We start from the raw sequence: 19,138 nt of genomic DNA on the forward strand, positions 1-19,138 counted from the left end.
GATACTCCAAGTGTAGATCTGAAGGTGAGGAAAGTTGTGAGGGAGTTGCAAGATTTCTGCAAATTGTCTTTGGGAAACGGTGGGACATTCGATGTGTGCGATATAATGGGTGTGGAGGCGATATGAGATGAACGTACTCGTTGTGGAAGATGAACAAAAACTGGCGGACGGCATGTCTCGTTTTTTAACGTATGCAGGTTTTGATGTGACCGTGGCGACGACTCTCAGTGAGGCGAAGCGACAGCTACATCAACGATTTGATGCGGTGTTATTAGATGTTCGTTTGCCTGACGGGGAAGGTTGGACCTTGATCCCGACATTAAAAGCGCAACAGCCATCGCCCGCCATCATCTTGACGACCGCACGTGGTGAGGCGGATGACCGTGTATTTGGATTGGAACTCGGGGCGGACGATTACTTAGTCAAACCGATCGTCTTGAAAGAGTTGGAGATTCGTTTGAAACGTCTCGTGAAACAGACTGATGTGATTCAATTCGGCGCACTCACCATCGACATCAAGTCGAGGATGGTACAAGAGAACGGGCAACCGCTCCGACTGACGAACAAAGAGTATGAATTGCTTTTGTACTTATGGAAGCACGTCGGGGAGGCGTTAGATCGGAACCGCCTGCTCGACGATGTATGGGATTATACGTTTGTCGGAGATACTCGTACGGTCGATACCCATATCAAGCAATTACGTGACAAATCACCGACATTAAAAGAACAGCTGAAGACCGTTCACCGGGTCGGTTATCGATTAGAGGGACTGTCATGAACCGTCTGATGAAGAAACTATTATGGACGGCTATCCTACCGCTTGCTGTGATGGCGATTTTGACCTTCGGACTCACATCCTTATTGATCGGACGTTTCGCAGAAGATGAGACGTATGCACAATTGGAGCGCGAGGCGGCGATTGTATATGAAGCCATTCAGGAAGGACGCGGGATTCCAGGTCAATTAGACGTACTTTTATTTCAAGACGGGCAACGCATCGAGCTAGAGCGGGGTGGTCGGATGCACCGCATGATGCCGATTACCCTCGATCCGAATGATTTAGCAGTTCAAGACGAAGTGAGTGTGAATGGGACCCGTTTCTTGACGTACTTACAAGAAGAAGGGGACGTCCAAATCGTGACGTACAGCCCGGTGCCGTTTTCAAATCCACAGTTCCAACAAATCTATCTCATCTTAGCGGGCGGATTTATTCTGGCACTGTTGGTTGCCATCGGTGTTACGTTTTGGATGAGTCGCCGACTCACGCAACCGCTTGTGGAATTAAAACAGGCGACTACCTCGATTATGGAAGGGCGACACGACATTACACTTCCGAATGTGACGAACGATGAGATTGGAGATTTGACCGTTACAATTGGTCAAATGAATGAATCACTTCAAGAAAAAGAAGCACTCCAAAAATCATTTATCTCCGGTGTGACGCATGATGTGCGTACACCGCTCGCCATCGTTCGAAACGAGGCAGAAATGTTGGAGCTGGGTGTCGTGAAGGCGTCAGAGGTTTCTACGACCGGGAAAAGTATTACCGAGGAAGTAGATCGTATCGATCGACTCGTCAATCAGATGCTCGAATATTCAAAGTTGTCCACCGGTACGATTCCGCTCGAAATGGAGTCGCTACAACTAGACGACTTGATTCGTCGATTGACGTCACGCATGTCCGAGTGGTTCCGAAAAAAAGATGTGACGCTTGATTTACAACTCGAACCGGTATCGATTCAAGCTGATCGACTCGCAATGGAACGGGTACTCTCGAACTTCATCAGAAATGCGTATGAGGCGAGCCCTACTGGCGGAAGGATTACCATCAAACTGACACCGCATCGACTGTCCGTGACAGACGAAGGGGACGGGATTGACCCTTCCATCGGGCATTCGATTTGGGATATGTACGTGAAGGGTGATCGTTCAAATGGTCATGGCTTAGGTCTCGCCATCACGAAGCTCTTACTTGAAGCGCAAGGATTCTCGTACGGGGTCGATTCACATAAGGGGGCGACATTTTGGGTCGAATGGACATGACATTATTTTTACGTGGGATACGGTTAGAGAGAGAACGCATTCGTTCGACAGGATATCCATACTCGCTACCAATCTTTCAGACCCTCGATGAACTGACGTTTCATCATCCGGTCACGTTTCTCGTCGGAGAGAACGGGAGTGGAAAATCGACTTTAATCGAAGGGATGGCTGTAGCGGCGGGCTTCAACCCAGAAGGCGGAGCACCGTCCTTCCAATTTGAAACAGAGTCGACACATAGTTCTTTGTATGAAGCGCTGCGCCCGATTCGCGGTCCGTATCGACCGAAGGATGGTTTTTTCTTACGAGCCGAGACAGCATACCAGCTATCGAGTTATGTGGATGAGATGGCGAAATCAGGGCGTGATCCTGAACGGTTTTATGAGTCATACGGCGGACGTTCCCTTCATGAACAGTCGCACGGGGAAGCGTTCCTTTCCCTCATGTTGCATCGATTCCGAGAAAGAGGGCTCTATATTTTGGATGAGCCAGAAGCCGCATTGTCACCGATGCGGCAACTGACCATGCTCGCGCGTATGCATGAACTTGTACAATCCGGAAGTCAATTCATCATCGCGAGTCACTCACCCATCTTGATGTCATATCCAGGCGCGGTCATTTTGCAAGTAGAGACAGGGCTATCCCCGACGGCGTTTGACGATTTGGAGCATGTACGGGTTATGCGTGACTATTTAGAGGCGCCAGAGCGCATGCAAAGAATCTTGTTTGACTGAAAAAAGCGGCCTCGGCCGCTTTTTTCATGCTTTCGTAATCTTTCGCAATAAGATGATCGCGAGACTAATGCCCCCAGCAATCAACATATACATAATAATTTCCATCCATGTGCTCATTCGTCGTCTCCATCCGCAAAGATTGCGAGCTCCCCTTGTGGCATCGCGACCAACAGATAGGCGTCTCCACCAAGTGGTCTCGCGTCTCCTGCTTGCCAGCACTCAAAGTGTTCTTGGTATCCGTTGATGAATAGTAGAGAACCGGATTCGAATTGAAGTTCGAGATGCGGATGCTCGTCTCCGAGTCGTACGCGATGGATGCGTTCACGACGGAGTCGCATGAGTTGTTCGAGTTGTTCGCCTTCGTCAAATGTGTCTTGTGTGGCATGGACATGCCAAGGTCCCTCGATTGAGATCCATGATTCCAGTCCTTGGCGGCTAAAATAGAGGAGATGATGATTAGGGCCAGAACCAAAATCGATTCCGACGAAGGAGGAGGCGGTAAAGAGGTGGTGCAAAATAGATGTCGCTTGTTCGTACTCGGTGGTAGACACGCCGTCACCTCACTTTAAAGAGTTGTTATCATTATCATTCCACGTTACCACGCTAAAGTAAACGAATCTCACTCAACCTTCAGAAAAAAATAATCGTGAGTGATGCATGAAGAGACCGCTTCAACCGGAGCGTCTATCATCTGTTCAGATTATTTGGGTTATACTGGGATAAGGCGAAAGGAATGATGCTCGATTTCGTTCTAAATAGGGGGAAAAGAGATGATCGTAGCAATCGAAAAGGCAGGATACGAAGTAAATGAACCTGTCATTCAAAGCATTGCGTTCGAAGTGCGGACTGGTGAAATTTTAGGGGTGATTGGGTCGAACGGAGCGGGAAAAACGACGACCATTGCCTGTCTGACAGGGACGATTCCTTGGATGAAAGGGACAGTCGAGTTGGAACGCTATGCGTACATCCCGGAACAACCGGTCTACTACGATTATTTGACACTATCGGAACATATCGCGCTCGTTCAAGAATTGACAGGCGTAAATTCGACAGAAAAGACAGAGGCGTTGCTGCAGCTTTTCCGACTAGAATATGTGACAGACCACTATCTTTCTTCATTTTCAAAAGGGATGAAACAGAAAGCGATGATTTTATTGGCGCTCATCCAAGAAGCGCATGTATTGATTGTCGATGAACCGTTTATCGGGTTGGATGCGACGACGACGATTCAGCTACTTCGACTGTTAGAGGCGGAGCGCACAAGGGGAGCCGCTGTCTTACTAGTCACACACGTTCTTGATACGGCGGAGCGGTTGTGTGACCGGTTCGTATGGATTGATGACGGACAACTGCTGGCGAGTGGGACGAAAGCAGAGATTCGGGAAGCGCTCGAAACAGAGGGGATGACCTTGTTCGATATGATGGAAGATGTGGCGCTCCGATGATTGCGAAACGACTATTTTGGATGCGTGTTTCCCGTTATATGAAGCAACAGTGGAAGACAGTCCGATTGATTGTCGATTGGACGATTTTTTTATATGGGGTAGTCCCTCTGCTCATATGGGCAGGCTATTCCTACTGGCGTATATGGCAAGGTGATTTTGACTGGATGCGTGATGTACCTTACCTGTTATGGACAATCCTGTTCGGGTGGGTGATGTGGCAAGATCGTATTTTTGTCTGGGTGGAGCGCGCCGACATCATCCTCGTGTCTGACCGGAGCATGATTCGACAGTTGAAATGGTATTCTGTTTCATATCATCTCGTTCAACATGTCATTCAATACGGATTCTATCTTTTATTGATTACGCCGATTCTTCACATGAAGGGAAGAAGTGCTGTCGAGATTCTCGCATTCGGAGCCTCACTTTTCCTGCTTGCCTGGTGTCATGCGTGGATTCAATATCAACTTCGCCTCCGACATGCCCACCTTACGAAGCGATTCTTGATCATACTCCTTGCTTTCGTAGGCGTGTATGCGCTATTGATTGAGTCGGTGTTACTCGGTGTATTGATTGGAAGCGTGATGGTCACCTTTGCATTATACGCCGGGGAAGGCTGGGTGTCGCGACATCCGAGTATCGGTCGCGAGATTGAGATTGGGGAACGTGAACGTGCCTCGTTCGACCGTATGCTACTGACAACCTCAGGTGCCATCGAAAAGACGAGTGAGCGAAAACGTCCCTTGTATCGACCGAGACCGAATCGCTTTGGAACCGTCAGACGGACGATGGCACTCCTTATGTACTTTAGAACGCCGAGTCATCGGAATTTATGGTTTCGACTCATTCCGCTCGGGGTCACGAGCGTGATTCTCCTTCCGAGCTGGTTCAAAGTGTTGGTTCCGATTTATCTATTGTATGTCGCCTATCAGGAGCATACGTCGTTCACGAGGGAGATGGAGCGGCATCCATTCTTCCAATCCATTCAAGAAAGAGGTTCATCATGAACGAACAGCAATATGAGCACCTATTACACATCCAGACGGCTAAACCTCAGCAGGGATTCCCGTCGTCGGCGGAATATCACCGTTATGAACCGACTCCTTACGAAGCGCTCGATTTGCTTCGAGATGCGTATCCGCTAGAGTCCACAGATACCATCGTGGATTTCGGTTCGGGCAAGGGGCGTCTGCCGTTCTATTTGGCGTATACGTTTCGTGTGCGGGCAATTGGTGTCGAGATGGACGGTGGGTTCCACGAAGAGGCGCTTCAAAATTTAGTGAGTTATACGAAGAAACACCGGACCCGAGGAAGTGTTCAATTGGAACAAGGGCTCGCGGAGGAGTTCACGATTCCATCGGATGCGAATCGGTTCTACTTCTTTAATCCGTTCTCGGTAAACATCTTTCGACAAGTCATTTCAAATATCATAGCATCCGTTGAAACAGATCCTCGTCCAGTCGATGTGATTCTGTATTATCCGACAGATGCGTATCTCCATTATTTGAACGACGAGACACCTTTTCACTATTTGAAGACCGTGCGACTACCCCTCAAGAATCTTCATGAGCGATTTTTGATTTATCGTTTTGATATGATGGAATCATCTTGGTGATGGAGGAGTGAGTACGATGAAAAAGAAAGACATTTTAGAGGCGTATCGTTGGCGTCAAGCGACGAAAGTATTCGATGCGGACCGTAAAATCAAAGAAGAGGACATGGAGTTCATTTTAGAGACAGGACGTCTTTCCCCGAGTTCGTTCGGGTTTGAGCCGTGGCAGTTTGTCGTGGTCCGTCGGGAAGATTTACTCCAAAAAATTAAAGATCACGCATGGGGAGCGCAAGGTCAGGCTTTGACTGCGAGTCACTTCGTGTTAATTCTCGCAAGAACACCGAAAGCGATGCGTTACGATGCGGACTATATTCGTCATATCGTGACGGGCGTACAAGGTCGCACGGAAGAAGAATACGCACAACGCGTGAAACGGGTACAGGAGTTTCAAGAGAACGATTATCGTCTATTAGACGATGAGCGCGTCTTCCAAGAATGGATCAAGCGTCAGACATATATCCCACTTGGGAACATGATGACGGCGGCCGCACAAATCGAGATTGATTCATGCCCGATTGAAGGGTTTAATCAAGAGGAAATCGATGAGTTGCTCATCTCAGAAGGTGTCATGGAACGAGGCGAATGGTCGCTTTCGGTCATGGTCGCATTTGGGTACCGGGCGCGCGATTTTGCCCCGAAAACACGTCGTGACTTTAACGAAGTCGTCAAATATATCGGATGAAAAAAGGGTACATCGCCTCGGCGATGTACCCTTTTGAATTATTTCCAATCTGTGATGCGGTCGACTGGGAAGCGTACTGATGGATATCCTTCTTCTGCTGCTTTCCCGATTGAGAGAAGCATGACTGGAAGGTAACGTTCTTTGTCGAGGCCGAACGCTTCAGCGATGTTCGCTTTATCGTATCCGCCGATTGGGTTTGTGTCGTAACCATGTGCACGTGCGACGAGCATGAGTTGCATCGCAACGAGACCTGAATCAAGCATGATGCTGTCTTTAATCATTTCTTTCGGTGCGTCTTTGAAGATGCCTTTGATCATGTCGACTTGACGGTCACGGACCTCAGCCGGCATCATCCCGCGTTCTACCGCTGTATCGAAAATCTCTTCTGTGTAGTCTGCCATTTGATAGTCAGCGAAGAGTGCGATGACCGCTGAAGACGTTTCGACTTGGCGTTTGTTGAAGCTTGCGAGTGGAAGGAGTGTTTCTTTTCCTTCTGCGCTATCGATGACGACGAAGCGCCATGGTTGTAGGTTAAGTGATGAAGGTGCTGTCGTCGCCTCTTCAAGAATTTGTGTCATTTCTTCTTTTGAGATTTTGACGTTCTCATCGTATACACGAATCGAACGGCGTCCTTTGACAATCTCCATAAAGTCTTTTTGTGTAGCAGTGTTCATATTGTTGTCTTCCTTTCATGGTCAATTGTATCTTGTAACATCGTCAAAGATGTTAATAACTGTTGTTGATCCTCTACCTTCATGTTGACAAAAAGTCGGTCCGTTAAGCACTCTTTTTGCTCAGTCCAATGTGCAATTTGTTCACGACCATCGTCTGTCAACTCGACATAGATGACACGGTTGTCCTGTTCACAACGTCTACGCGTGATAAGTCCTTGTGTCTCTAGCTGTTTCAGGTGTCGGGTGATAGCCGCATGATCGACATCAACGCGTTGTTGCAATTCACGTTGCCGCAATGGACCGACGTGATACAGGTTGCTTAAAATGTCATAGCGACTTAAGCTGAGCCCGTTCATTTCGGAGTCGAATAATTGCCCCAATTCTTTTTGTACGGTGATGATGTGATAGAGAATTTGATCACGAAGCGAGCAAGAATCTCGCATGCACATCGCCTCCTTAAATCATTGATGACTCAATCATTGATGGGTCACACAATGTATAGTAAACCCATCTTGAGGAGATTTCAAATAAAAAGTTTTAAGAAATGGGTTGTCAAACTGTTATATAATAGTCTATATTGTAATCAACTGATATATAACAATGATTAAAGGAGGATGTGAGCGCTTGGAACATTACGAACGGCTGAATACGTACCATGTTCATGAGAAGCTGTTTGAACTCGTGAATACAAACATACTTGAACCCCATGAAATCAACGATTTTTGGGAAGGTGTTGAATCGCTTCTAGAGCGTTTCATTCCAGTGAATCAGATGCTTCTAGAAAAGCGTGCGACATACGAACGATTGCTACAGGAGTGGTACAGTCAGCAAGACGAAGTCGACCCGATCGAATATGAGACGTTTTTAACGTCAATCGGCTATATCGAACCGGTCGTCGAAGATTTCAACATTGACGTGTCGAATGTTGACCGAGAAATCGCGCATCAAGCCGGTCCGCAACTCGTCGTACCATTAGACAATGCTAGATATGCACTCAACGCCGCCAATGCCAGATGGGGAAGTCTTTACGACGCCCTTTATGGAACAGACATGATTGAAGAGACGGACGGTACGGAAAAAGGGCCGGGATACAATCCCGTTCGCGGCAATGAAGTCATTCGATTGGCAAAACAGTTTCTAGATGACACGTTCCCTTTGCCGTCAGGATCGCACGGGGAAGTGACACGTTACTTCGTTCGTGATGATGTCGCCTACGCGGTGATTGGGGAAGATGAGCACGCATTCGCACATGATTCCTTCGTCGGTTATACCGGGGACTTGAACAATTTGAAAACATTGATGCTCCAGCACCATGCCTTACACGTTGAACTGCAATTCGACCGTGAACATCCGGTCGGGAAAGTCGACCCTGCTGGACTGATGGACATCGAGCTCGAATCAGCCCTATCCGCAATCGTGGATTGTGAGGACTCGGTCGCAGCCGTTTGTGCAAAAGACAAAGTTCATCTGTATCGCAATTGGCTTGGCCTCATGGATGGGACGCTTGAAGCATCGTTCGAAAAGAACGGGAAGCGACTCTCACGACATTTGAATGAGGATAAGCGTTTAATCGGAAAAGGTGGAGCGGAAGTCGTCCTCCCGGGACGCGCGCTCTTATTCATTCGGAACGTCGGACACTTGATGACGACAGACTTGATGCTTGATGCAGAAGGTCGCGAGGTACCAGAAGGTATAGTAGACGCCATCTTTACTTCACTGATTGCGAGTCGACATCTACATCGCAACCTTAACTCTCGGGAAGGGTCCATCTATATCGTCAAGCCAAAAATGCATGGATCTGAAGAAGTGGTATTCACCAACGACTTGTTTGACGCCGTGGAAGATCGATTGAGCCTTCCTCGCCATACGTTAAAAGTCGGCGTGATGGATGAAGAGAGACGAACGTCGCTCAATTTAAAAAACTGTATCGCTCAAGTGAAAGATCGGGTCGTCTTCATCAACACGGGCTTCCTCGACCGGACGGGGGATGAGATTCATTCCTCGATGACACTTGGACCAATGCGTCGAAAAGGAGAGATGAAGACGTCTCCTTGGCTCGCTGCATACGAACAATTGAATGTATCGACTGGTCTCGAGAGCGGATTCCATCACCGTGCACAAATCGGGAAAGGGATGTGGGCGATGCCTGATCGGATGCGGGACATGATGCGTGAAAAGATTGCGCACGTACGGTCCGGGGCGACAACGGCGTGGGTGCCTTCCCCGACGGCAGCGACGCTCCATGCGATGCACTATCATCAACTCGACGCTTTTGCTGTGCAGCGACAATTGATGCAGCAACCTGCTTTGGAAAATGAACGACAACAACTCCTCGATATTCCGCTCGCGACACGCATCTATTCGCAAGACGAAATCAGAGAAGAGCTCGAGAACAACTTGCAAGGATTGCTCGGATACGTCGTTCGCTGGGTCGAACAAGGTGTTGGTTGTTCGAAAGTGCCAGATATTCATCATATTGGGCTAATGGAAGACCGGGCAACACTTCGTATTTCAAGCCAGCACGTGGCCAACTGGTTGCATCATGGCATCTGTTCAGCAGATCAAGTCGAAGTCACACTCTATCGAATGGCACAGGTCGTCGATGAACAAAACGAGGCAGATCCAAATTATCGACCGATGACACCGAACGTCGATCAATCGATCGCTTATCAAGCTGCGCATGAACTCGTGTTTCATGGGTTGAAACAACCGAACGGGTACACAGAACCGATCTTACATCGCCGTCGCCGTGAATTTATGAAACGACAAACTATGGAGTTAAACCTTAAAGGAGGAACCTCATCATGACTACGAAAAAAATGGAAAGCGAACAGTTGATTGAACGTTGGGTCGTCCGCCGCATCGTATCTGGAGAATCGACAGCTTCTTTGGCGAATACAGCATTCGTATACGGGAACGACTTGATGCGTCTCGTCTTGGACCGGGCAGATGGATCACTTCAAATCATGAAGGAACCGATTGATGAAGTCGTCGTCTTCCGCAAACCGGAAGATCGGGACGAAGAGAACGTCTGTCGTTGCTGTGGAATGGAACACTCGACGTTCAAAGCGGCATTGGAGTGCTGTGCTTACCTTGACTAAACCATTTATTTTGCACTATCTGTTATATAACAAATTTAATTTATTGAAATTAATATAATACAGGAGGGTTTATTGATGAAACAACGCGAACAATTGATGGATAGCTGGAAGTCGGAACGATTTGAAGGGGTAGAACGTCCATATTCCGTAGAAGATGTTATGAAATTACGAGGATCGATTGTGATTGAACAGACGCTCGCGACAAAGGGAGCGGAACGCTTATGGCAATTGATGCACGAGCGTGACTACGTGCATGCACTTGGCGCGTTGACAGGAAACCAAGCCATTCAGCAAGTGAAGGCAGGACTTGAAGCGATTTACTTGAGCGGCTGGCAAGTAGCGGCGGATGCGAACCTATCGGGTCATATGTATCCAGACCAAAGTCTATATCCGGCCAACTCGGTTCCGAGTGTCGTCAAACGAATCAATCAGGCACTCCAACGTGCCGATCAAATTCAAACGGCGGAAGGAAAGAGCGACACACATTGGTTCGCACCGATTGTCGCGGATATGGAAGCAGGATTCGGTGGGGTGCTCAACGTGTTCGAATTGACGAAGGCGATGATCGAAGCAGGGGCTGCCGGCGTTCACCTCGAAGACCAGCTCTCGTCTGAGAAGAAATGTGGTCACCTTGGTGGGAAGGTGTTACTCCCAACTCAGACGGCTGTGAAAAACTTGATCTCGGCTCGACTCGCGGCAGACGTCATGGGTGTCCCGACCATCATTGTAGCGCGGACAGATGCGCACGCGGCGAACTTGATCACGAGCGACATCGATCCAATCGATCACCCGTTCATCATTGGGGAGCGTACGCCGGAAGGATTCTATCGTACGGAAGCCGGCATCGAACAAGCGATCGCTCGTGGACTCGCTTATGCACCATATGCAGACCTCGTCTGGTGTGAGACGTCTGAACCAGACTTAGCGGAGGCTCGTCAATTTGCCGAAGCGATTCATGCGAAGTATCCAGGAAAACTCCTCGCGTACAACTGTTCACCGTCGTTCAACTGGAAGAAGAAGTTGTCAGACGAAGAGATTGCGACGTTCCAACAAGAGATCGGTGCGATGGGATACAAGTTCCAGTTCGTCACACTCGCTGGATTCCACGCGCTCAACTTCGGGATGTTCGAACTTGCACGCGGGTACAAAGATCGCGGAATGGCGGCTTATTCAGAGTTACAACAAGCAGAATTTGCGGCTGAAGTTCATGGTTACACGGCGACACGTCACCAACGTGAAGTCGGAACAGGTTATTTCGATGAAGTGTCGCTTGTGATTTCAGGAGGACAGTCCTCTACGACAGCATTAGCTGGATCGACAGAGGCGGAGCAGTTCACAAATTGATCATATCTTGGAGACGCCAATTTATTGGTGTCTCTTTATTTATGTGAAAGTGTGTGAGAAGGGTTGGTAAAAATGTGAAAAAAAGATGAATTGAAGTTCATTTTCACTTCTTCAATTCGACGAATAGTTGTCACAATTGAAAAGAATAAACCGTTTCCATTCCTTGTATACTCAATCTGTTCACAAGTTGGACACAATGACAAAGGGGGAAGCGGCATGCAGGGGGAACGATTGAACAAACGCAACGCTTGGTATCAAGCGGTGTGGCGTTGGCACTTTTATGCAGGACTTATATTTGCACCGATTTTTATTATCCTGGCTGTGACGGGCAGCATTTATTTATTTGAACCGCAATTAACGAAAATACAATACAGAGACATGATGACGGCATCATTTGCCGAAGAACAACCGATTGAAGTCCAAAAGGAGTCATTCCTGGCAGAACATCCGGAGGCGATGATCACATCGATCCGTTTGCCAGGTGAAGGAGAATCGACTCGAATCGGTTGGATGAACAATGACGAGATGATGTATACATATATTCATCCAGAAACTGCAGAAGTTTTAGGAACGCGAACTGCTGAAAGTAGCATGGATGTATTAGTTGTGATTCATGGCACACTGTTAGGGGGCCAAATCGGGAACTGGGTTGTCGAGCTCGCAGCATCCTGGGCAATCATTCTCCTCATTACAGGGACATTCCTATTCTGGCCGCGCGGAAAGAATCTAATCCGCATGCTTATGCCGAAGTTAGGTAAAGGGCGGCAATGGTGGAAACAAATGCATGGTAGCGTCGCTTTATGGTCATCGTTAGGACTTGTCATCATCATCAGTTCAGGATTGGCCTGGTCATCCGTGTCGGGTGCGATGTTGCAATGGGTTTCCTCATCGACAAACACCGGGACACCGATGTACGCGTATGCGTTTGGTGCTAAACCTGAATCAACTGTGACGACTAAGGATGTGGCAGAAGACGTGCCTTGGGCGACACAAGCAGACCTCGTCCCAGCGTCTTCACCGAGCTCGCTATTGCCAATTGATTTAAATCGTGTGGTGAGTGAAGTGTCGATTGCGCGCCCGTATACGATTTCGCTTCCGGAAGGCGAAACAGGCGTCTATACCGTCACATCGGCGGCAGGACATCCGTTCAAAGAAGCGACGGTGAACTTGGATCAATATAGTGGTGAGACACTCAGTTCTGTGACATACGCAGATTACGGGATTCTCGGAAAACTGATTACAGTCGGAATCGCTTTCCATGAAGGTCGCCTATTCGGTTTACTCAATCAATTGGTCGGGGTCGCGCTTTGTCTAGGTCTCATTTTTGTCATCATCAGCTCATTCGTGATGTGGCGCAAACGGAAAGTGGGATCCATCGAACAAATGAAGCGGTTTGAAGACGAACGAATCAAACGAATCGTCGGTATCTTGATTTTACTTCTCGGTGTCACATTACCGCTCGCAGGGATCAGTATCCTCGTCGTGCTTCTTTTCGATTGGTTCATCGGTCGACGGAAATTGAATGCGGAGGTGGCAGCATGAAACGATTCATCCAAGTCATTCCTCTCATCCTAGCGACGATTTGGTTAGGAGCGTGTCAGCTTCAACCGGTAGAACGTACGATTGATCCGATCGGTATTCAATTGATTGTACCTGAACGTGTGGAAGTCGGGTCGACCACGCTTGCGATGAAAGTATCGAATGACGAACGTGTGACGGAAAGTCATATTCAAGTGACACCTTACGAGTCAGAAGAGACACGGACGTACGAAGTGACGGAAAAAGATGGATATCTCGTGACGAGCTTAAAGCTCGATCAAGGCATCTATCAAGTGAACGGCATGGTGCATGAAGGGAAGAAAGTGTATACACCGACCGCATGGATGATTGTCGGTGATGTACCGCAAGACCAGATTGACAAGCTGGAGCAACCTACAGCTCACTCCCATGGTCATGGTGGGGGACATCAGCATTAAAAAAGTAACCGCTGCTCGCGCAGCGGTTACTTTTGTTTAAGACGTATCCCGATCTCTCCGATGAGAACGACAATGCCCATAAATCCGGCACCGAGGATGGCCATCTGATTCTGGTTAGCGACTCCGATTCCATTCTCAAATTGATAAATGTCACGCGTTAAGAATTGGATTGGCTCACCGGATGTGAGTGCCTGTTCATAACCGAGCCAAATCAAAATCGAGAATGTGGCAATTGAAACCAAAAGTCCGACGAATGCAGTAGTACTGACACGGATTAAGGTTCTAGTCATAGCGGTTCCTCTTTTCCTGTTTGTATACGATACGTCACAAGCTGAGGAAAAGATTCACGAGGCAATCATTTCGGAATGGTCAACACTTGCCCGACACTGATGAGATTGACGTTCGTGATGTTATTAGCGGCTGCAATTTTTGCGACAGTCGTATTGTACATTGTCGCAATCTTATAAAGTGTGTCGCCCGACTTCACGGTATATTTCACGGTCGTTGTAGGTGGTGGTGTGACGGTCGTTCCAGGAATGATGAGCACCTGTCCGACACTGATGAGGTTGATGTTCGTGATGTTATTGGCGGCTGCGATCTTCGCGACGGTCGTATTGTACATTGTCGCGATCTTGTAGAGTGTGTCGCCCGACTTCACGGTATATTTCACGGTCGTTGTAGGTGGTGGTGTGACGGTTGTTCCTGGGATGATGAGCACTTGTCCAACATAGATTAAGCTGTAGTTCGTGATATTGTTTGCGGCAGCAAGAGCCGATACGGTGACACCGTATGTCCGTGCAATACTGTACAACGTGTCACCGGATTTCACGGTATACGTTTTGTTCGTTGACGTGTTTTGATAGGCGAGTAATTGCGAAACCGTGACAAATTTGTACCCTTTTGCTTTGAGTTGCGAAATCATCGTTGGTAATGCGAGTGGGGTGCCCGGTGCCCCCGCACCTGTGTGCATCAAAACGATGGAACCCGGTTTAATATTGGTTTGTACTTTCGTATTGATTTGACTCGCGGTCAATCCTTTCCAGTCAATTGTGTCGATGTTCCATTGAATCGTGTATCCATATCCGGCGGCGCCGACGCCGTTCAATACGGCACTATTGACGGCTCCGAACGGTGCTCTGAAAAGTGGTTTCGTCGTTTTGCCAGTCAACGATTTAATCAAAGCTTCCGTGCGGTCGAGTTCGGATTTCATTTGAGTGGCAGTCAGTTTGGTGAAATCAGGATGCGTATACGAGTGATTACCGAGCTGATGTCCTTTTGCAGCGATGTTTTTAATGTATTGGGGATGATTGTTCGCACCCGATCCGGTTAAAAAGAAGGTCGCTTTCACGTTGTTTTTTGCCAAAATGTCTAAAATCTTGTTCGTGTTCGCACCGTCTGCCCCGTCATCAAATGTCAACGCGACAACCTTGCTCGTCGTGTTCACACTCGTGATAAATTTTGAAGCGGCGGCACTGACGGAAATCGATTGTGTGATCACCATCGCCAATAAGATGAAAAATGCCATCGCCCCACGAATGACCCTACGTTTCACCTGAATTCGCCTCCATTCATGATGTCATCCTCTTGATGTTAAGACTTTCCAAATGCACACCTTATATAGTTTTTATATACCCCTTTTTAGAAATGATGGACTAAAATTCGGAAATGCACACGATAAATTTTCAATTAATCATATGTGTGAAATTTGTGAGAACGTATCGTGGGATATATCACAGAATGCTCACACTCTTTCTGGAAAGGGATGGTATCATGAAGAATGTGTGAAAGATGTAAGCGATTTATAAGGAGGACTTATGATGAAAAAGATGATGACACGGTTTGGGGTCGTGTTTGGACTCATCGGCCTGTTCGTACTCGGTGCGTGCGGCACGGAAAAAGAAGCGGAAAGCGCAGCTGTTCCACAATCGATGGAACCTGTTGAAGCAGAGTTGACGGTGGCGGCGACGGCAGAAAAAGAAGAAACAGTACCTTTATCTGTAAAAGTCACGCAAGACGGTCAGCCTGTAGACGATGCGGATGAGATTAAATTCGAAGTGTGGAAGAACGGTGCGAAAGAAGAGAGCGACATGATTAAGGCGACGCTCACGAAAGATGGCGTCTATGAAGCGGAGACGACGTTCGCTGAAGAAGCAGTCTACACGGTCCAAGTTCACGTGACGGCTCGTTCGATGCACACGATGCCGACGACGAACGTGACAGTCGGACATCCAGAAACGGCTGCCGAAGCGGAAGAGGATAGTGACCATCATCACCACGCTGGAGCGGATATCACGCTTGACCCAAAAGAGGCGACAGCAGGTGAAGAACAACCGTTCATGGTGCACGTTATGATTGAAGAGGAGATGCTCGCGGGAGCAGACGTACAACTCGAAATCTTCCAAGACGGGGCAGAAAAGCATGAGTGGGTGAAGTTGGAAGAGGCAGAGGCAGGAATGTATAAAGGATCGTACACCTTTACTGAATCTGGCGCATACAACGTTCAAGTCCATGTCACGAAAGGTCATGACATTCATGAACACGTGATGGAGACGGTAGACGTTAAATAAAAAAATCGGCTCGCGTTTGAGCCGATTTTTTATTATGCGTTTTGGTAAAGTGATTCAACTTGTTGTTGAAGGGCTTCGTTCTCCAAGTACTCATCGTACGTTGCTTCTTTATCCACGATGCCGTTCGGCGTCACTTCGATGATGCGTGTCGCAATCGTCGAGATGAGCTGATGGTCATGTGAGCTGAAGAGGAGCACACCTTTGAACGACTCGAGACCGTTGTTAAGTGCAGTGATTGATTCAAGATCCAAGTGGTTCGTCGGGTCGTCGAGAACGAGCACGTTCGAGTTCGAGAGCATCATCTTCGAGAGCATGCAGCGTACTTTTTCTCCCCCTGAGAGGACAGACGCTTTCTTCATGACTTCTTCACCTGAGAAGAGCATGCGACCAAGGAATCCGCGAAGGAACGTATCTGACTCATCGGCTGGTGAGAACTGACGCAACCAGTCGAGGATGCTCTTTTCCGAGCCCTCAAAGTATTCCGAGTTGTCTTTCGGGAAGTACGACTGAGTCGTCGTCACGCCCCATTTGACCGAACCTGTATCTGGTTCCATCTCACCCATAAGAATTTTGAAGAGTGTCGTGATGGCAACGTCCGAACGACCGACGAATGCGACTTTGTCCGTCTTGTTGAGTGAGAACGTGACATTGTCGAGTACTTTTACGCCATCGATCGTCTTCGATACGTTGTCGACATAGAGAACATCGTTCCCAATCTCGCGCTCCATCGTGAATCCGACGAACGGATAACGACGTGACGACGGACGAATGTCATCGAGTGTAATCTTATCGAGCAACTTCTTACGCGACGTCGCTTGACGCGCCTTTGAGGCGTTCGAACTGAAGCGCGCGATGAAGTTTTGGAGTTCTTTGATCTTCTCTTCTTTCTTCTTGTTCTGGTCTGAAGCCATACGTGAAGCAAGTTGGCTTGACTCATACCAGAAGTCGTAGTTCCCGACGTACAATTGGATTTTTCCAAAGTCGAGGTCTGCCATATGCGTACAGACTTTGTTCAAGAAGTGACGGTCGTGGGAAACGACGATGACTGTGTTTTCAAAGTTGATCAAAAACTCTTCCAACCATTGAATTGCTTTTAGGTCAAGTCCGTTGGTCGGCTCGTCCAAAAGCAAGATGTCTGGTTTACCGAAGAGTGCTTGGGCAAGAAGGACTTTGACTTTCTCGCCACCTGTGAGTTCGCTCATTTGTTTCTGGTGAAGCGCTTCTGTGATTCCGAGACCTTGAAGAACCATCGACGCCTCTGACTCTGCTTCCCAACCGTTCAACTCGGCGAATTCGCCTTCGAGTTCAGCTGCACGCATGCCGTCTTCGTCTGAGAAATCTTCTTTCATATAAATCGCGTCTTTTTCTTTCATGACGCTATAAAGACGCTCGTGACCCATGATGACGGTCTCGAGAACAGCACTGTCCTCATACGCATAGTGGTCCTGTTTGAGGACGGCGAGACGCTCACCCGGTGTGATGCTCACATCACCCGTCGTCGTATCTTGCTCACCTGATAAAATCTTTAAGAATGTCGATTTACCGGCACCGTTTGCACCGATTAATCCGTAACAGTTGCCTGGTGTGAACTTGATGTTCACGTCTTCGAACAACTTGCGGCCGCCAAATTGTAGGCTGACGTTATTTACTGTAATCATGTATGGTATCCCTCGTTTTTCTGATTAGTTTACGACGTGTATTGTATCACGTTTTTAAAAATCGCGCAGTGTCACGTCATGATTCACAAACGTTAAAGATCAACTTGTGCATCATGATAGAGGATTCTACACCGTAAGATGGAAATATTATGTAGAACGAAATGAACGTGAATAAATTGGGGGATACTATGAAGCAAATTAGACTTTGGTTGATCATCCTATTCGTTGTGGTCAGTTCAAGTATCGTGAATTCGCTATTGAAGAGTGAACTTCAAGCGTTTGAGGTGGGGAAGTTTGAGTTTGGGAAATATGATAATTTTGACGAGGCGTTGGCTAAAGGTCTCACTTATGACATGAATAAATTGATTTATACAACACGTCACGATGGGGTGACCATCGTCATGTACACGACGATTCCGGATCCTGCAGAGTTCCAAGATAATAGTGAGTTTCAAAATAAAATGGAGGCACTAGTCGTCCAGTTCTTTGAGGGGAATAATGAGGAAGGGTGGGAACTTCTTGGACCAAGAGGGTGGACGCACTATGAAAACGACAATTTCACCTCATATAGCAAATTTTTACGAGAATACGATGACGCCGGAAACGTCGAACATTCTTTCAATGTGGGATTTGGAGAAGTGAACAATCCAGAAATCGATACGATTGAAACGAAATCTCATAACGACAATACGTTCACCGAGGCAACGATGATTCAAAAAGGTCCGTACCGATATTATTTTCAAATTGGAGAAGACGCGGTTGTACGAGGAATTTCTGTGAACGGTGAGATTGTCGATCAACAAGGTAGCTGATACTTCGATGCACAGAAAAAGCCATCATCACGATGGCTTTAGTCGACTCGTACAACAGTCGTATTCAATTCAAACGCCACATTTCCTGCGAGCGCGCGTGAAATCATACATTGATCTTTCGCTTTTTTCGCGATGCGCTCGACTAGCGTGATTTCTCGATCCGTCATCTCTGCAGGTACTTGAATCGTTGTCGCATAGCGAATCGTTTCATAGGTGAAGATGCCGTTCGTCACATCGACGATGCCTTCCGCATCAATCGTGATGCCACGGTGAGTCAAGTCACTTCGTCCGAGTACGGCTGCGAGTGTGATGATATAACACGTGGCCGCGGCTCCGAGTAACATCTCATCCGGATTCGTACCGACTCCGGGACCGTCCATTTCGGGTGGGATTGAAATCTGTGTCTTTAACCGCTCGGCCTCGAGGGTACCGACGTCATTTCGTCCGCCATCCCAGCCGAGGTTCATGCTAAATGTATGTTTCATTAAAAATCGCC

At 47.8% G+C, this 19,138-nt stretch carries 21 protein-coding genes; 14 read left to right on the forward strand and 7 right to left on the reverse strand.

Going from position 1 to position 19,138, the window contains the following annotated elements; genetic code table 11:
* Positions 1 to 127: 127 nt before the first annotated feature.
* The 3 genes from KNO75_RS11170 to KNO75_RS11180 are packed head-to-tail and all read left to right on the forward strand — an operon-like array spanning position 128 to position 2,774.
* Positions 128 to 778, forward strand: coding sequence for a response regulator transcription factor (locus KNO75_RS11170; RefSeq protein ID WP_214821923.1), 651 nt, complete (start codon positions 128 to 130; stop codon positions 776 to 778).
* The gene (locus KNO75_RS11175; RefSeq protein WP_214821920.1) at positions 775 to 2,043 is read left to right on the forward strand and encodes a sensor histidine kinase; all 1,269 of its coding nucleotides are present in this window, start codon (positions 775 to 777) and stop codon (positions 2,041 to 2,043) included. Before KNO75_RS11170 ends, KNO75_RS11175 begins: the two co-directional genes overlap by 4 nt.
* Complete coding sequence (locus KNO75_RS11180) at positions 2,034 to 2,774, forward strand: AAA family ATPase (RefSeq protein WP_214822021.1); 741 nt, start codon at positions 2,034 to 2,036, stop codon at positions 2,772 to 2,774. The genes KNO75_RS11175 and KNO75_RS11180 overlap by 10 nt, the downstream gene beginning before the upstream one ends.
* A gap of 113 nt (positions 2,775 to 2,887) precedes the next feature.
* On the opposite strand, the gene KNO75_RS11185 is transcribed toward KNO75_RS11180, so the two are convergent.
* Entirely contained in the window at positions 2,888 to 3,325 is a 438-nt protein-coding gene (locus tag KNO75_RS11185) for a hypothetical protein (RefSeq protein ID WP_214821917.1), read from the reverse strand.
* Between the two features lie 219 nt (positions 3,326 to 3,544).
* Here KNO75_RS11185 and KNO75_RS11190 point away from each other — a divergent pair, with 219 nt between their 5' ends.
* The 4 genes from KNO75_RS11190 to KNO75_RS11205 are packed head-to-tail and all read left to right on the forward strand — an operon-like array spanning position 3,545 to position 6,510.
* The gene (locus KNO75_RS11190) at positions 3,545 to 4,219 is read left to right on the forward strand and encodes an ABC transporter ATP-binding protein (RefSeq protein ID WP_214821914.1); all 675 of its coding nucleotides are present in this window, start codon (positions 3,545 to 3,547) and stop codon (positions 4,217 to 4,219) included.
* On the forward strand, positions 4,216 to 5,223 hold the full coding sequence (locus tag KNO75_RS11195; protein WP_214821911.1) for an ABC transporter permease: 1,008 nt from the start codon (positions 4,216 to 4,218) through the stop codon (positions 5,221 to 5,223). The genes KNO75_RS11190 and KNO75_RS11195 overlap by 4 nt, the downstream gene beginning before the upstream one ends.
* Positions 5,220 to 5,831: a class I SAM-dependent methyltransferase gene (locus tag KNO75_RS11200; RefSeq protein ID WP_214821908.1), complete on the forward strand. Its 612-nt coding sequence runs from the start codon at positions 5,220 to 5,222 to the stop codon at positions 5,829 to 5,831. The genes KNO75_RS11195 and KNO75_RS11200 overlap by 4 nt, the downstream gene beginning before the upstream one ends.
* A 16-nt stretch (positions 5,832 to 5,847) precedes the next feature.
* Entirely contained in the window at positions 5,848 to 6,510 is a 663-nt protein-coding gene (locus KNO75_RS11205) for an NAD(P)H-dependent oxidoreductase (protein WP_214790182.1), read from the forward strand.
* A gap of 38 nt (positions 6,511 to 6,548) precedes the next feature.
* Here the strand turns inward: KNO75_RS11205 and KNO75_RS11210 are convergent, their stop codons facing one another.
* Both KNO75_RS11210 and KNO75_RS11215 read right to left on the reverse strand, forming a co-directional pair.
* Positions 6,549 to 7,184 (reverse strand): nitroreductase family protein, encoded by a 636-nt coding sequence (locus tag KNO75_RS11210; RefSeq protein ID WP_015880377.1) that lies wholly within the window; start codon positions 7,182 to 7,184, stop codon positions 6,549 to 6,551.
* The gene (locus KNO75_RS11215; protein WP_214795985.1) at positions 7,181 to 7,627 is read right to left on the reverse strand and encodes a MarR family winged helix-turn-helix transcriptional regulator; all 447 of its coding nucleotides are present in this window, start codon (positions 7,625 to 7,627) and stop codon (positions 7,181 to 7,183) included. The genes KNO75_RS11210 and KNO75_RS11215 overlap by 4 nt, the downstream gene beginning before the upstream one ends.
* Positions 7,628 to 7,808: 181 nt before the next feature.
* Here KNO75_RS11215 and KNO75_RS11220 point away from each other — a divergent pair, with 181 nt between their 5' ends.
* The 5 genes from KNO75_RS11220 (at position 7,809) to KNO75_RS11240 (ending at position 13,605) form a co-directional block, all read left to right on the forward strand.
* Complete coding sequence (locus KNO75_RS11220) at positions 7,809 to 9,992, forward strand: malate synthase G (protein ID WP_251126847.1); 2,184 nt, start codon at positions 7,809 to 7,811, stop codon at positions 9,990 to 9,992.
* Positions 9,989 to 10,285: a hypothetical protein gene (locus KNO75_RS11225; protein ID WP_015880380.1), complete on the forward strand. Its 297-nt coding sequence runs from the start codon at positions 9,989 to 9,991 to the stop codon at positions 10,283 to 10,285. The genes KNO75_RS11220 and KNO75_RS11225 overlap by 4 nt, the downstream gene beginning before the upstream one ends.
* 75 nt (positions 10,286 to 10,360) lie before the next feature.
* Positions 10,361 to 11,629 carry an isocitrate lyase gene (gene aceA, locus KNO75_RS11230; RefSeq protein WP_214821902.1) on the forward strand — a complete coding sequence of 423 codons (1,269 nt, stop codon included), beginning with the start codon at positions 10,361 to 10,363 and terminating at the stop codon, positions 11,627 to 11,629.
* Positions 11,630 to 11,845: 216 nt separating this feature from the next.
* Positions 11,846 to 13,171, forward strand: a complete 1,326-nt coding sequence (locus tag KNO75_RS11235; RefSeq protein WP_214821899.1) for a PepSY-associated TM helix domain-containing protein — start codon at positions 11,846 to 11,848, stop codon at positions 13,169 to 13,171.
* Positions 13,168 to 13,605 carry a hypothetical protein gene (locus KNO75_RS11240; protein ID WP_214817992.1) on the forward strand — a complete coding sequence of 146 codons (438 nt, stop codon included), beginning with the start codon at positions 13,168 to 13,170 and terminating at the stop codon, positions 13,603 to 13,605. Before KNO75_RS11235 ends, KNO75_RS11240 begins: the two co-directional genes overlap by 4 nt.
* Positions 13,606 to 13,631: 26 nt before the next feature.
* Here KNO75_RS11240 and KNO75_RS11245 read toward each other — a convergent pair whose 3' ends face one another.
* A complete protein-coding gene (locus KNO75_RS11245; RefSeq protein ID WP_214817989.1) occupies positions 13,632 to 13,895 on the reverse strand; it encodes an LlsX family protein in 264 nt (87 codons plus the stop codon).
* Between the two features lie 65 nt (positions 13,896 to 13,960).
* On the reverse strand, positions 13,961 to 15,157 hold the full coding sequence (locus KNO75_RS11250) for a LysM peptidoglycan-binding domain-containing protein (RefSeq protein WP_214795997.1): 1,197 nt from the start codon (positions 15,155 to 15,157) through the stop codon (positions 13,961 to 13,963).
* 265 nt (positions 15,158 to 15,422) lie between these two features.
* Here KNO75_RS11250 and KNO75_RS11255 point away from each other — a divergent pair, with 265 nt between their 5' ends.
* The gene (locus KNO75_RS11255; protein ID WP_214790194.1) at positions 15,423 to 16,172 is read left to right on the forward strand and encodes a FixH family protein; all 750 of its coding nucleotides are present in this window, start codon (positions 15,423 to 15,425) and stop codon (positions 16,170 to 16,172) included.
* A gap of 32 nt (positions 16,173 to 16,204) precedes the next feature.
* Here KNO75_RS11255 and KNO75_RS11260 read toward each other — a convergent pair whose 3' ends face one another.
* Positions 16,205 to 17,830: an ABC-F family ATP-binding cassette domain-containing protein gene (locus KNO75_RS11260; protein WP_214790196.1), complete on the reverse strand. Its 1,626-nt coding sequence runs from the start codon at positions 17,828 to 17,830 to the stop codon at positions 16,205 to 16,207.
* A gap of 188 nt (positions 17,831 to 18,018) precedes the next feature.
* Here KNO75_RS11260 and KNO75_RS11265 point away from each other — a divergent pair, with 188 nt between their 5' ends.
* On the forward strand, positions 18,019 to 18,642 hold the full coding sequence (locus KNO75_RS11265; protein WP_214821895.1) for a hypothetical protein: 624 nt from the start codon (positions 18,019 to 18,021) through the stop codon (positions 18,640 to 18,642).
* A gap of 38 nt (positions 18,643 to 18,680) precedes the next feature.
* Here KNO75_RS11265 and KNO75_RS11270 read toward each other — a convergent pair whose 3' ends face one another.
* The gene (locus tag KNO75_RS11270; protein WP_214775456.1) at positions 18,681 to 19,127 is read right to left on the reverse strand and encodes an SACOL1771 family peroxiredoxin; all 447 of its coding nucleotides are present in this window, start codon (positions 19,125 to 19,127) and stop codon (positions 18,681 to 18,683) included.
* Positions 19,128 to 19,138: the final 11 nt, after the last annotated feature.

Source organism: Exiguobacterium sp. s35, assembly GCF_018617535.1.
GTDB lineage: Bacteria > Bacillota > Bacilli > Exiguobacteriales > Exiguobacteriaceae > Exiguobacterium > Exiguobacterium aestuarii.

Bases quoted from the DNA above. Each gene is read 5' to 3' on its own strand.
- KNO75_RS11225 (WP_015880380.1), top strand. From the start codon at position 9,989: ATGACTACGAAAAAAATGGAAAGCGAACAGTTGATTGAACGTTGGGTC.
- KNO75_RS11255 (WP_214790194.1), top strand. From the start codon at position 15,423: ATGAAAAAGATGATGACACGGTTTGGGGTCGTGTTTGGACTCATCGGC.
- KNO75_RS11205 (WP_214790182.1), top strand. From the start codon at position 5,848: ATGAAAAAGAAAGACATTTTAGAGGCGTATCGTTGGCGTCAAGCGACG.
- KNO75_RS11215 (WP_214795985.1), bottom strand. From the start codon at position 7,627: ATGCGAGATTCTTGCTCGCTTCGTGATCAAATTCTCTATCACATCATC.
- KNO75_RS11210 (WP_015880377.1), bottom strand. From the start codon at position 7,184: ATGAACACTGCTACACAAAAAGACTTTATGGAGATTGTCAAAGGACGC.
- KNO75_RS11265 (WP_214821895.1), top strand. From the start codon at position 18,019: ATGAAGCAAATTAGACTTTGGTTGATCATCCTATTCGTTGTGGTCAGT.
- KNO75_RS11235 (WP_214821899.1), top strand. From the start codon at position 11,846: ATGCAGGGGGAACGATTGAACAAACGCAACGCTTGGTATCAAGCGGTG.
- KNO75_RS11270 (WP_214775456.1), bottom strand. From the start codon at position 19,127: ATGAAACATACATTTAGCATGAACCTCGGCTGGGATGGCGGACGAAAT.
- KNO75_RS11180 (WP_214822021.1), top strand. From the start codon at position 2,034: ATGGACATGACATTATTTTTACGTGGGATACGGTTAGAGAGAGAACGC.
- KNO75_RS11200 (WP_214821908.1), top strand. From the start codon at position 5,220: ATGAACGAACAGCAATATGAGCACCTATTACACATCCAGACGGCTAAA.
- KNO75_RS11245 (WP_214817989.1), bottom strand. From the start codon at position 13,895: ATGACTAGAACCTTAATCCGTGTCAGTACTACTGCATTCGTCGGACTT.
- KNO75_RS11175 (WP_214821920.1), top strand. From the start codon at position 775: ATGAACCGTCTGATGAAGAAACTATTATGGACGGCTATCCTACCGCTT.
- KNO75_RS11195 (WP_214821911.1), top strand. From the start codon at position 4,216: ATGATTGCGAAACGACTATTTTGGATGCGTGTTTCCCGTTATATGAAG.
- aceA (WP_214821902.1), top strand. From the start codon at position 10,361: ATGAAACAACGCGAACAATTGATGGATAGCTGGAAGTCGGAACGATTT.
- KNO75_RS11260 (WP_214790196.1), bottom strand. From the start codon at position 17,830: ATGATTACAGTAAATAACGTCAGCCTACAATTTGGCGGCCGCAAGTTG.
- KNO75_RS11240 (WP_214817992.1), top strand. From the start codon at position 13,168: ATGAAACGATTCATCCAAGTCATTCCTCTCATCCTAGCGACGATTTGG.
- KNO75_RS11190 (WP_214821914.1), top strand. From the start codon at position 3,545: ATGATCGTAGCAATCGAAAAGGCAGGATACGAAGTAAATGAACCTGTC.
- KNO75_RS11170 (WP_214821923.1), top strand. From the start codon at position 128: ATGAACGTACTCGTTGTGGAAGATGAACAAAAACTGGCGGACGGCATG.